This window comes from Deinococcus roseus, assembly GCF_014646895.1.
Lineage (GTDB): Bacteria > Deinococcota > Deinococci > Deinococcales > Deinococcaceae > Deinococcus_C > Deinococcus_C roseus.
Genome location: NZ_BMOD01000024.1, coordinates 39,442 through 52,113 on the forward strand (window position 1 = coordinate 39,442; position 12,672 = coordinate 52,113).

Here is a 12,672-nt window from a genome sequence, read left to right on the forward strand (position 1 = left end):
TCCTAACTTTCTGCGCTGAGCACCAGATCAATCAGGAAAGGTCCCTGATGACGGAGCATCTGTATGATGGCGGGCCGGATTTGCTCTAAAGTTTCCACCCGCATGGCGGGCACGTGCAGGCCTTCTGAGACCTTCACAAAGTCAATCACCGGTTCCAGCAGATCGAAAGATTTCGGGTAACCGTGCGCTTCGATGCCCTGCTCTTTCCAGTACTGGTCGATGTTGCGCTTGAGAAGCAAATACGCCCCGTTGTTGCAGACCACAAATTTGGCGTTGATGTTGTGGTGCGCGGCGGTCCACAGGGCCTGAATGGTGTACATGCTGCCGCCGTCTCCGGTGAAGGCAATGACGGTGCTGTCGGGTTTTGCCAGTTTGATGCCCAGGGCTCCGGGGATGCCCACCCCCAACGATCCTCCACGGGTCTGGAAGAAATGGCCGGGTTTGTTGGCAGGCAGGTAACGGTTCAAAGCCGGGCTGTTGGTGAGGGCTTCATCAAAGATGATGGTGTCTTCTGGCACCAGATCCGCCAGAATTTCGGTGAAGGCCGCCATGTGCAGGGCCGTGTGGTTCTTCTGGGTCTGGGTTTTCTGGTCCAGGTCTCTGGAGCGGGCCTGTTCTTCCTGCTGGCGTTTCTGCTGACCGTATTTCTCGGTGCGCTGGTGGGCACTGTTTTTTTGCTCATCAGACATCTGCACGTTCAGGAGTCCCGCCAGGATCGCCAGAGCAGATTTGGGGTCTCCCATCAGGGCGAGGTCCACATCGAAGTTCTTGGCAATCTCGTAGACGTTCAAATCAATGTGAATCAATTTGGCGTCGGGCTTGAAGGGGCTTCCCAGCGAAGGGAACACTTCGGGGAACAGGTAGGTACCAGACACCAGAATCACATCTGCGTCTTTCACGATCTTCTGGCTGGTCTCTCCGAACATGTGTCCAGTCAGACCTGCGTTCAGCGGGTGGCTGGCGGGCAGGTTCACCTCGCTGGAGTTCACACCCCAGACCGGAGCACCCACCGCTTCTGCCACTGCGGCCAGTTCACCCTGGGCACCTGAGAAACTGATGCCGTCTCCCATCAGGATCAGGGGATTCTGGGCTGCAGCCAGCAGGTTTGCTGCTTCCTGCAGTTGCTCGATGGGTGGGGTCACCCGGCTGTGGATTTTTGTGGTGGGCCGCACTTCCTCGGTGATGGGGGCGTCCAGCACATCCATGGGCAAACTGATGAACACCGGGCCACAAGGCGGCGTTGCAGCAATCTTGATGGCCCTTCTCAGGACCCTGAGGAGGGACTGTGGATCAATCACCCTGGTGGCGTACTTGGTGACGGGTTTGGCCATCGCCACCAGATCCACGGCCATCTGGGCGTCCATGGGATCGTACTGGGTGCCTGCTTCACCGGCAATCACCACCAGCGGAGCGTGGCCCCGCATGGCCTGGTAAATCATGCCGATGCCGTTTCCGACCCCCACGCTGGAGTGCAGTTGCACCAGTGCAGGGTGGTTGAGGGCGCGGGCGTAACCATCGGCCATGGCGACGGCAATGGTTTCCTGCAAGGTCAGGATGTAATGAAAGTCCGGGTAGTCTTCCAGGGCGTCCAGAAAGCCCTGTTCCACGGTTCCGGGGTTGCCAAACATGTAAGGCATGCCATCCAGCATGAACTGCTCGATGATGGCGTGCCTTCCGGTTTTCACAGAAGGCAGTGGCATCCCGTCACCAGCCGAATCGGGTCAGGCCTTTTTCAAGGACCTCGACCATTTTCTGGCCCGTCAGGTAGGAGTCTGGGGTGGAACGGCCGGTGATGAAAGGGTAATCCACAATCACTGAAGTTTCTTTGCCAAAGTTCCCGATGTAGGCTCCGTCAGGACCGGTGGCGTCTCTGAGGATGTATTCCAGGGGGTATGGGGGTGGACCCATGTTGAAGTCGGTGCCCAGGAATCCCGTGCCGTCTTTGTAGTCGTATTCCTTGCAGTGCCCGGTGACCCGTTTGCCCCAGATGATGCTCTGGCGGTTCTCCCAGTCGCGGGCGAAGGCCAGACAGGCCACGCCGTAACATTCGGCTCCGACAGGTTTGTTGGCTCCGTAAAATCCCAGGATGATGTCGTGCACCCTCTGGTTGTTGGCGAGGTCCACAATGGGACCGCTTCCTCCCACAATCAGGATGGCGTCGTAGGTTTCCACCAGTTCTTCCACTTTTGCATCTCTGGCTTTGTAGTAGCCTTCCATGTCCCGCAGGAAGTTGGAACCGCTGTAATAAGGGCGCTCTGGCATCATGTCCTGGATGCTGAGGGGGTTGTCCAGGCGGTCGGTGGCTTCCAGGGCAATCACCTTGTCTGCCACTTCTTTGGAGGTCACACTCTTGCCCAGCGGAGGATCAATGTATTCAGGGCTCATGCTGGGGGGAAGCGCATGTGCACGTTTCCCGGTGGCGGTGGCAAAAACCACCTCGTAGCCAGCTTGATCAAAGGTTTCCAGGGGACCGATCAGTTCCTCGCCCCAGTAGCCATACTCTGAAAGGATCACCAAAATACGTTTGCTCATAGCACTCCTTTCGAACAACACAACTGCAGGAAACACCTCTGTTTTGGTGTTTCAGAAGGTGGGACAGGAAGAATCGCAATGCAAGTCGCAATGCACATCGCAATGCACGTTGGGAAGCAGAAATTCAGGGTGGTGCGCAGAGCTCAGTATAACACCGGGATTTGAATTCAATGAACCTTTTTCATCACATGCTGAGGTTTCCTTAACAGAGATTGTGCACAAAAACATATCCCTGGCAACAAGACCAGTCTATTTTATACCGGGTTCAAATCCGTAATTTCTTTGACCAAAATGGATTTTGACCTTGAAATCTGGGTTCTTCATGAAAAAATTAAAGTTTTTGACAAAGAAAATTCGGGAGCCAGCCTGAATGGTTTGATCCGTGTTCGCCTGCGGAACATGGCTTGCAAAAGAATCCATCATCCAGAAGCCAACAGGGGGTTCTGATCTGCCTCATCCAGGAAGTTCCCATAAAAATGTCAGGGAAAACCCCGGGGTCAGAGCCGGGTTCAGCTGTCTTTCTTGCTGGCCCGTTTGCGCTTCTGAACTGGCTTTGCTTCAACGGCAAGTGTTGCAGTTTCTGCAGGCACAATCACTTCGCTTCCGGCAGCCCGTCCTGAAGACTCGCGCACCACCAGTTCATTGTGAAAAGCAGGCAGATGGGGGGATTTTTCTGAGAGCAAATCCAGCACACACTGGGCAGCAGCGCGGCCCATTTTCAACCCAGGCTGACGGACGGTGGTCAGGGGCGGATAAATGAAAGCACTGTGGGAAAGGTCGTCATACCCCACCACAGATATGTCCTGGGGAATCCTGAACCCCTTCTTCTGCAACACCAGCTGCGCCCCCAGAGCCGATTGGTCGTTGCAGGCAAAAATGGCCGTGAAAGGCATGCCCAGTTTCAACAGTTTTTCGGTGGCCCGCATGCCCCCCTCCTCACTGAACTGCCCTTCCACCACCAGCTGGCGGTTCAGGGGAACCCCTGCTTCCTGCAGGGCCTGCATGTAGCCTGCCATGCGTTCCACAGCATCATAGTGGGTGTCGGGTCCAGCGATGTGGGCAATGTGACGGTGCCCCAGGTCCAGCAGGTGCCGGGTGGCCAGCAAACCCCCATGGTGGTTGTTGACCTGCAAACACTGTTTTTCCAGGCCTGGCACCAGACGGCCCACCACCACCATGGGGGTGTTCCGGCTGATCTTGAGCAGCACATCATCTTCGATGTAGCCGCCCAGCACGATCAGTGCGTCCACCCTTCTGGACAGCAGCACCTCCAGTGCAGCATGGTCCTGGTCATCCCGCCACTCTTCGGAGACAAAAATGGGGTGGTAACCACTGCCCTGAAACCCCTGTTCAATCCCCTTGTGCATCTGGCTGAAATAGGGACTGGAAATGTCCTGGGTGAGCACGCCCACGTTCATGGATTGCCCACGGGCCAGGGACTGGGCCACCAGATTGGGACGGTAACCCAGTTTTTCAATGGCATCCATCACCTGTTTTTTTCGTCTGGCACTAACTTTTCCAGTACCATTGATGATGCGGGAGACAGTGGCCGTGGACACCCTCGCTTCCAGGGCCACCTGTTCCAGGGTCACACCGGCCACAGCACACCTCCTGAAACAGAGCGAGCACACAGAACAGTTGGGCAGGAGGGATGAAAAAAATGCTTTGTGGCAGGCAACATGTGGACTCCCTTGAGGGCAAATGGGGTGTAGGCGCTTACTTGATGAACCATTTTAAAGCATTTGACAGAAGAACAAGAGGCTTTGGAACAAGAGGCTTTTGTGCTGGACTGGTGTTCTTGAGAAGGGGACTTTTTCATGAAGCCTCCCCTTCCAATGAATCAACGCAGCAAACAGAACCCTGCAAGTGTCGAAACCCCTTGCCTCTGCTCCAAAAAGGGACTCCCCCAGCATTCTCTGGGGGAGTCCGAAAGGGGCGAATTGGAAAGGTCGCCTTGCGGGCAAAGGGATTTACTGTGCGCGCAGCACCATGGACACGGGCAGGGCCTGCAGTTCGGGAAGCACCTGGCGGTAGGTTTCCACCTGACCTTCGGTGTAGCCGCCCGGGAGGCCTCCCAGATCGATGGGGAAGCAGTCCTGACGGGCATTCACGTAGTAAAAAGTCAGGCGGCTGGCCGGGGTGAGGTGCCGGAACAGCTCCTGGCGGTAAAACTGGTTGATCACCCGGTGAGGCTCAGCAGTGAGACCCTCACGGGTTTCCTGCAGGTAGACCACCACGTCGTGGCGTTCCGGGCTGAGGTACACGTCAATGTCACAGTGGTTCTGGCTGCCATCGGAGAGCCGGTATTGAAATTTCGGGGTTCTGAAGTGCTGCATGAATCCTCCTCGGGGGTGAAACTTCACCCTGCGGGTGTTGAATTCGAAGGCGTGAGCTGGGATGACAAGAAATCCTGCGCAGGTGCAGGGCTCGTCCTGAAAAGTCTGGACTGGATGATTTCAGAGTAGCCGACCTCACAGAACGCAACATTGGAGCACACTGAGTCAGATCTGAAGTTTGACACAAAAAGCGCTATATCGCTCATGAATGGGTGGACTTTCTGTCTCATGGAGGGAACTTTGCCTGAGATTTCTCATGGTCACGGGTCCATGCGGTCAACAACTTTGTTCATTGAAGACAATAAGTTTATTTAATAAGGTAAATTCTGCACAAATCCTTTTGGGTAAGATTCACAACAAGTAAAAGGTTTTTGACGCCCTGCAAAGCATTTTTGCGAATCCTGCTTTTCCATGGGTCCCAAAAAGACCTGACAGTGGCCTGAGATCCTTGTGTCAACAACTGCATCTGCCCTTACCATCTTCCGGGTGCTCTCATGCTGGCCTTCATTTACAGTTGAGTTTGTTCACAGCAGGCTCACCAGCTGAAGCTATGCTGAAGTCACGAGCCCATGATGCTCTAAACCCAACCCACAAAAATATCGTGCAGGAGCCCCACCCATGTCCTTCAAACATCTTCTCGTCGTGCTTGCCCTTTTCTGTGGCACCTCCAGCGTCTTTGCCAGCACCAGCTACACCGTGAAAGCTGGGGACACCCTGAGCCGCATTGCGCAGCGTCAGGGCATCAACATCGATGCAATCCGCGACCTCAACCCCAGCCTGAAAAACCCCAACAGCCTCAAAGTGGGCCAGAAAATTGTTTTGCCTAGCAAAACCCCCACCAAACCCAAAACCGCCCAGAAAGCCACCATCAAAAAGGTGAGTTACAGTGCCCGCAGCTGGCTGTGGCCGGTCAATGGACCCATCACCAGTGGTTACGGCTACCGCAACCTGTGGATTGCAGGAAGCAATTTCCACCCTGCCATCGACATTGCCGCCTCCACCGGAACCCCAGTGCATGCCTCCCAGACTGGAGTGGTCACCACTGCCAAATGGGACAGCAGCGGCTTCGGTTTCACCGTGGTGGTCGATCACGGCAACGGCTGGTCCACCCGCTACAGCCACAACAGCAGGCTGCTGGTGAATGTGGGCAGCACCGTGCAGGCCGGGCAAGTGCTCGCCCTGGCCGGAGCCACCGGTGCAGCCACCGGACCCCATGTGGATTTCCGCATTTACCACAATGGACGCGAGCTGAACCCCACCACCCTGCTCTCGGCCCGCTGAAGGTTGCGCAACTCCCAAAAATCCCACACAGACATCGGCTAAAATGAAAACAGCGCATGTCTGTGATCTGTCCCCACTGCCACAACACCCTGACCGATGATCCTTTCCGGTGCCCCATCTGTGGCTGGTTGCTCAAACAACACCTCAAGGTGGGCACCAAACTGCAGCAGGGCAAATACACCATCGGCAAGGTGCTGGGACGCGGCGGATTTGGCATCACCTACCTGGGGGCCAACACCTTTCTGGGCCGCACGGTGGCCATCAAGGAACTGTTTGTGGATGGCCTCACCACCAGAGGAAGCCAGGACCGGGTGGTCCCTGCCAACCCAGAGGTGTTCGAGCAGGAAAAAGCCCGCTTCAGCCGGGAAGCCCAGTTGCTCACCCAGTTTGACCACCCCAACATCGTCAAGGTGCTGGACGGCTTCGAGGAGAACAACACCGGTTACCTGGTGATGGAACACCTGACTGGACAGACCCTGGCAGAGCGCATTGCTGAAAAAGGCAAACTGCACCTGGATCAGGTGCAAAGCATCTGCCTGCAGGTCACCGAAGCCCTGGAGGTGGTGCATGCCGCCGGAATGCTGCACCGGGACATCAAACCCGAAAACATCTTCCTGACCGACACCGGGCGCACCGTCCTGATTGACTTCGGGACTGCCAGACACTTTGAGGCCAACAAGACCAGCAACCACACCCGCATGGTCACCCCCGGATACGCTCCGCTGGAACAATACGCCACCCAGGCCAAGGCTGGAGCCTACACCGATTTTTACTCTCTGGGAGCCACCCTTTACCATGCCCTGCTGGGGAAAGCCCCGCCAGCCTCCATTGACCGGGTGACAGGAGCGGCACTGGAACCCCTGCCCCTTCCTGCCGGGCATGTGCTGCAAAAAGTGATCCAGAATTCCCTGTCCCTGCAGGTGCAAGAGCGGCCCCAGACCGCCCAGAGCCTCAAACAGTTGCTGCTTCCCCTGGTTCCCTCTGGACGCAGCTTCACCCCCACCCCTTCCCCTCCCCCACCACCTCACGCACCTTCTGCAGAAGAACTTTATGCCAGAGGCATCCGAGCCCAGCAAGGTGAAGGGGTTCCCAGAGACGAGAAAACCGCTGCCCACTGGTACCGCATGGCAGCAGACCAGGGGCATGCCTCCGCCCAGAACGACCTGGGTTTCCTGTACATGAAAGGCAGAGGGGTGGTGCAAAGCCATGCAGAAGCCGCAAAGCTGTTCCGGCAGGCTGCAGAGCAGGGCCACGCCATTGCACAGTACAATCTGGCCGTGCTGTTTGAACACGGCACAGGAGTAACACAGAGTCTGGTGCAGGCCTTCGACTGGTACCGCAAAGCGGCCCGCCAGGAACACCTGAAGGCCCAGAGCAAACTGGCCCGCATGTACGAAAAAGGACTGGGGATCCCAGCCGACCTCAAAGAGGCGGTGTTCTGGTACGAGAAAGCTGCCGAACAGGGAGACATCTCTTCGCAACACCATCTGGGCCTCTTAAGTGAACAGGAAGAGAACAGCAACGCCGCCCGCACCCTCTACTGGTACCAGAAAGCCGCACAACAGGGGCACAGAGAAGCGCAATTCAAAGTGGCCCAGTCCTTCTCTGAAGGGCATGGAACCCCCATCAATTTGCAGCAGGCGGCTTACTGGCACCGCAAAGCTGCCGATCAGGGACACCTTGAAGCCCAGTTTTTGCTGGGTCTGCTGCTGGAACAGGGTCTGGGGATCAGCAAAGACCTCAAACAGGCTTATCTGATGTTTCAGCAGGCGGCTCAGGGAGGCGTGCTGGAAGCCCAGTTCAAAGTGGGGCTTTTCCTGGAAGAAGGCTGGGGCACCAAACCGGACGCTGCACAGGCCGCTTTGTGGTACCGCAGGGCAGCAGACCAGGGGCATGGGGTGGCCCAGAACAACCTCGGCGTGCTCTTTGAAGCCGGACGGGGCGTGATGCAAAGCATGCAGCAGGCCATCCACTGGTACCGTCTGGCTGCCCAGGGAGGCAACGCCGCAGCCCAGTACAACCTGGGCATCCTCTACGAAGAAGGCAAGGGTGTGCATCAGGACCTGGGTCAGGCCCTGCACTGGTTCCAGAAATCTGCTGAACAGGGGGAAGCCGAGGCCCAGTTCAGCACCGCCACCTTTTATGAGAAAGGTCTGGGCGTGGTCCGGGACGAAACGCAAGCGTTCCACTGGTACAAACAGGCTGCAGACCAGAATCATCCTGAAGCCCTGCTGCAACTGGGCAAAATGCACGAACAGGGACGGGGCACTCCAAAAAACCGTGCACTGGCCATCGAATGCTACCAGCTGGCCCAGGACCAGGGCATCGATGAAGCCGCAGAACGCCTGAAGAAGCTGCTGAAACCCCGCTGGAAGATTTTCTGAGGATTGCCCAAAAACGCATGGATTGAAACCTGGGCCTTCACCTGAGCGTGTTATCTCCAACAGACGGACAGACCAGCACAGACCATACTGAAAGCAGCGTTGCATTGAACAACAGATGCACAACCATGCACATTCAGGAGGTTTGACATGTCCAGAATCACCGCTGTTTTCCAGAATCAACAAGATGCCCAGGCTGCCCTGCAAGAGCTGCACCAGCTGGGGGTCAGCGATCAGCACACCTATTACAGCCACCGCCAGCAGGCCTCTGGCGAAACACTGCGTCCTGATCCAGATGGGACCATCAACACAGACACAGGCGATGCTGACCGTCCATCCTTCTTGCTGCCTCCAGTGATCAATGCAGCAGTCCCGGTGGGCATTGGAGGTCTGGGATCGCCTGGTGCGGGAGCTGTACTGGCTGCCGCTGCGCTGGAAGAGCAACCTGCAGGAACCCACAATCCGGTGGTGACCGCTGCAGATCCTGAAAAAGAATCCCACTTTTACAATGATGCCCTGCGAGGAGGCAAGCTTCTGATTTCAGTGGATGCCGCAGACAGCCTGCAAGAAGAACAGGTGCGGGATGCGCTGGCCCGCCACCATGGAGCCTTCTACACCCACTGAAGGACCCTTTCCGATCCTACAAAACCTGCAGCACTTCACTGAGCCCCACAGCCAGACGGTTGAATCTGGCTGTGGTTGGATGCTGAACCAGCTTCTGGCAGAGGTTCTGGAGTTCAGGCAGGGCATCCTGCATGGCCTTTTTCCCTCTGTTCCAGCGCTCCTGCACAATCACATTTCCAGGCAGGGCCTCAAAAGGACGGCGCTGTTCAGACAGCAGGGTGTGGGGTTGCACTTTCTGGTACATTTCTCTCAGGAGCTGCACCAGCACAGCATGTCTGACACAGCTGTAAGCATCCGAGTGGAATTCACCCTGGGATCCCAGCTGCTCTTTTTGCTCTTTTTCCAGCAGGGCAGCAATTTCTTGAAGCGTCTGGGGAAGGTCCTGCACTGTAACAGCCAGAGAAGATGTGGGCATGGTACCAGTTTAAAAACAGAGGCTGACAGATCTTTAGTTGTTGCTGCGGCAATGGTGGGCGTTTTCAACACCATTTGCCTGAGCAAAAATGCATTTTCAATTCAAAAATTCCTTTTTCTGGCTTTTCACTGCCTTTCCTGGATGTCATAAACCTCCAAAATCCTCATCATAGACAAGAAATCCATCGTTTTTGCACAGAGAGCCTAAAAAGAAAACAAAACCCCTTGGTCTGTGACAATTCTGTCAGGGTCAAGTCCTGGGGCTGTTTTTTGACGTTCGATTGCAAAATACCCAGAAGAATCTTCGGGATGCCTTTTGTCAATAGGGGAAATCCCCTATAAAGTGTTATACTGGCTCCAGGCGTTTGGAAACCCATCAGAAGGAGAATCCTTTGCTTCAACCCAGACGCCTGATTGTTGCTGATTTGCGGGCTTTGCACACAAAGCTCCATCACAACCCGCAAACAGCCTCTTACTCCGGAGGCTGTTTTGCGTTGCAGGCCCTTTAAGCATGTACAGAACATGCACAGTGCTTTGAAACCACATTCGGGAGCCATTGAGGCAGACCAGATCCCCAGAATTTGTAAAAGCTTTTGGTGTTCCAGACAATAAAAATCCTTTAGAATAACGTTATTCTAAACGCCGCCCTTACCCTGCTTAAAAGCCACCTCCCCTACTTTTACAGAGTATTGAAAAAATTCTTTTTGAACGTCAATAACGCATGACTGAAGTCACGCGCTTGTATCTGGATTCCATCGCAACTCTGCATACCTTCTCAGGCGCGCAGCTTTGACTTCTTGAGCAGAACGGCACCCAGAATGGGGCCTGCTCGCTTCACCATCCGACACATCAGGGCGCATTGACAAAGCACCCGTACTCATCCAGTCCTGCCGGACGAGCAGCGTTCTCAAAGCAATGTTCACACTCGCCACCCGATCTGCGTGACCCCGATGACCACAAGCCTCACATTTAAACTCCAATCCTGCATTTGGCCGGTTTCCTCTGGACACATGACCGCACTTGTAACAGGCCTGACTGGTGTAATTTGCGTCCACCCGCACCGCAAGAGAGCCATAGAGGGGAGCTTTGTAGGCCAGCATGGTTTGAAGCTCCGCAAAAGACCATTGACTCTGGTGACGTTTCGTTCGTTTCACTTTCTTGCTGACTTTAGGGTCAGCGTGTCTCTCGATGCGTTCACGGATGCTGCTCAGGTCTTCCAGCCCAAAAATGGAGTTCGGGAATCGGGTCAGAAGCATCTTGGCGAGCGTGTGATTTCGGTCAGCGATAAACCGTCTTTCTCTTCCCGACAACATCACCAAACGGCGAGTCGCGGAACGGGTGCCTTTACGCTGGAGGGCTTTCTTTGTACGAGCAAAATGGTCTTTTTGCTGACGAACCTGCGCACCTTTCTCAAACAGCGATTTGCCGTCTTTGTCGGTGGCAACGAAATGATACCTCTGGCCCACATCCACACCCACCACGTTGGAATGGCCAACGGGTTGCGGGTCAGGAAGGTCAATGTGGACAGCAACAATCAGGTAATACCGCTTTTTAGACTTCTGATGGTAGAGTTTGGCCGCTCCCGTTTCACAGCCCCTTGCAATACAATCAAGGTGCTTCTGGTAGCCTTCGTACTCCAGCACCAGACGGCCATCAAGCGTACTTATGCTGACTTTGCCGCCCTTCTTCCAGGAGTAGTCACGCCCATGCTGGTATTCCAGGGTGCGAGAAACAAATTTCGGAGCAGCATCCAGGCCTTTGTATCTGCGTTTGGTATGACTGGCTTCTCTGGCCTTGAGGTTCTGTTTGAGCTTCGTCCATTGGGTTTGATAGGTTGCCGCGACCTGACGTTCTACGGTGCAGGCCAGTTGAGCCCCGAGTCCAAACTGTGCCCGCAGATCCGCATAGACGGCCTTGTGGAGCCTGGGAGCGGAGGAGGTTTTGTCGAGTTCAAAGGCCCTTTGAGAGGCGTAATTCAGAGCATCACGGTAGGCCAGAGAAATTGCATCCAACGCGGCTTTCTGTTGCGCATTGTGTCGCAGTTTCAATGTGGCGCTGATCGTAACCCTCATAAGGAAAGTATTCATGGTGAAAAACAGGATCAAGACTTTTACGGCCTGGGAGGCTTTTGGCTTCCACCCATTCCTCCCAGCGGACAGGCCCCATTCTGGGTGCGATCAGGCCCCATTCTGGGTGTGATCAGGCCCCATTCTGCGAGCAATCCCCATTCTGGGTGCTGTTTTGCTCAAGAAGGGTGCCGTTCTAACCAAGAAGCCGTTCTGTCCAAGAATGACTGAAGTCACGGGTGTCCAGGGTTGCCCAACATGAATTGTTTGGGCACCAGCGTTTTCTGGCCCAGTTCAGTGTGGGTACCCTCCCCCACCTGCAACTCATGAAAGCCATTGAACTGCTGGGCACCAAAGTGGCTCCAGTGGTGAAAAAAGAAATGGCTTCCAGGGTTGGCTGAACAGCGCCAGTCTCTTTCAAGACAACTTGCATTTTGTGGCTGCTGGCCTTTTATACTGAAGCTGAGGAATAAAAATGAAAAACATCTGTATTGGATTATGTTTGATGCTGGTCTTGCAATCCTGTGCACCCAGGGTCTCTTATCTTGACACCACCTATCCCAGAATCCCTGCTGGATCAGCCTACCGCAGCACGCCTCAGGGAAATGAACAGCCAGACACTGTTCTGTTGCCGGAAGGATGCCAGGAACACGGGGTCACCTATGCCGAGTTGCAAAAGGTGGGCCTGGAACAGGCAAAGGCCACATGCAAAGAACTGGACCAGCAGGCAGAACTTGGAGGCATTTTGCTCATCCCAGTGGTCGGACTGGCCATCTATGGAATCTGGGCTGTCATCTCTATTGTGCTCCAGGCCCTCAATCCATAGGGCTGCAGTGGCTTGTTTTTTGTGAAGGCAAAGTATGTCTGAGACAACAAGAATCGTTTAGAATAACGTTATTCTAAATTTCTTTTCTGTCGTTCTTGAATGGCTTTATACTTCAACAAACCCAGCATGTTCCTTCGATCAAAAACCAGGTTCCCAAAAGCGCACAACAAGGCTGCAATCATACCAAACAACAAAAAAGCCGATGTCGGGTT

Annotated in this window: 11 protein-coding genes; 5 read left to right on the forward strand and 6 right to left on the reverse strand. The window is 54.9% G+C overall.

Translation table 11 applies throughout. The features are described 5' to 3' along the window. Positions 1–2 precede the first annotated feature (2 nt). The 4 genes from IEY52_RS21350 to IEY52_RS21365 all read right to left on the reverse strand — a co-directional run bounded on the left by IEY52_RS21350 (position 3) and on the right by IEY52_RS21365 (position 4,868). On the reverse strand, positions 3–1,700 hold the full coding sequence (locus tag IEY52_RS21350; protein ID WP_189006682.1) for a thiamine pyrophosphate-binding protein: 1,698 nt from the start codon (positions 1,698–1,700) through the stop codon (positions 3–5). Between the two features lie 4 nt (positions 1,701–1,704). Next, complete coding sequence (locus tag IEY52_RS21355; RefSeq protein WP_189006684.1) at positions 1,705–2,532, reverse strand: type 1 glutamine amidotransferase domain-containing protein; 828 nt, start codon at positions 2,530–2,532, stop codon at positions 1,705–1,707. Between the two features lie 509 nt (positions 2,533–3,041). After that, the gene (locus IEY52_RS21360) at positions 3,042–4,133 is read right to left on the reverse strand and encodes a LacI family DNA-binding transcriptional regulator (protein WP_229684905.1); all 1,092 of its coding nucleotides are present in this window, start codon (positions 4,131–4,133) and stop codon (positions 3,042–3,044) included. Positions 4,134–4,502: 369 nt separating this feature from the next. Further along, positions 4,503–4,868, reverse strand: a complete 366-nt coding sequence (locus IEY52_RS21365) for a hypothetical protein (protein ID WP_189006686.1) — start codon at positions 4,866–4,868, stop codon at positions 4,503–4,505. Positions 4,869–5,486: 618 nt separating this feature from the next. On the opposite strand from IEY52_RS21365, the gene IEY52_RS21370 reads away from it, so the two are divergent. From IEY52_RS21370 to IEY52_RS21380, 3 genes are all read left to right on the forward strand, one after another. Then, complete coding sequence (locus tag IEY52_RS21370; RefSeq protein ID WP_189006688.1) at positions 5,487–6,149, forward strand: M23 family metallopeptidase; 663 nt, start codon at positions 5,487–5,489, stop codon at positions 6,147–6,149. Positions 6,150–6,205: 56 nt separating this feature from the next. Further along, positions 6,206–8,533 (forward strand): serine/threonine-protein kinase, encoded by a 2,328-nt coding sequence (locus IEY52_RS21375; RefSeq protein ID WP_189006691.1) that lies wholly within the window; start codon positions 6,206–6,208, stop codon positions 8,531–8,533. A gap of 147 nt (positions 8,534–8,680) precedes the next feature. After that, positions 8,681–9,154, forward strand: coding sequence for a hypothetical protein (locus IEY52_RS21380; protein ID WP_189006694.1), 474 nt, complete (start codon positions 8,681–8,683; stop codon positions 9,152–9,154). Between the two features lie 16 nt (positions 9,155–9,170). Here the strand turns inward: IEY52_RS21380 and IEY52_RS21385 are convergent, their stop codons facing one another. Together IEY52_RS21385 and IEY52_RS21390 are read right to left on the reverse strand one after the other, a co-directional pair. Continuing rightward, complete coding sequence (locus IEY52_RS21385) at positions 9,171–9,569, reverse strand: hypothetical protein (protein WP_189006697.1); 399 nt, start codon at positions 9,567–9,569, stop codon at positions 9,171–9,173. A gap of 730 nt (positions 9,570–10,299) precedes the next feature. Further along, positions 10,300–11,640, reverse strand: a complete 1,341-nt coding sequence (locus IEY52_RS21390) for an RNA-guided endonuclease InsQ/TnpB family protein (protein WP_189006699.1) — start codon at positions 11,638–11,640, stop codon at positions 10,300–10,302. A 233-nt stretch (positions 11,641–11,873) separates the two neighbouring features. Between IEY52_RS21390 and IEY52_RS21395 the strand changes: the two genes are divergently transcribed. Together IEY52_RS21395 and IEY52_RS21400 are read left to right on the forward strand one after the other, a co-directional pair. After that, positions 11,874–12,035 carry a hypothetical protein gene (locus IEY52_RS21395; RefSeq protein ID WP_189006702.1) on the forward strand — a complete coding sequence of 54 codons (162 nt, stop codon included), beginning with the start codon at positions 11,874–11,876 and terminating at the stop codon, positions 12,033–12,035. A 104-nt stretch (positions 12,036–12,139) separates the two neighbouring features. Next, positions 12,140–12,460: a hypothetical protein gene (locus IEY52_RS21400; RefSeq protein ID WP_189006705.1), complete on the forward strand. Its 321-nt coding sequence runs from the start codon at positions 12,140–12,142 to the stop codon at positions 12,458–12,460. Positions 12,461–12,672 lie beyond the last annotated feature (212 nt).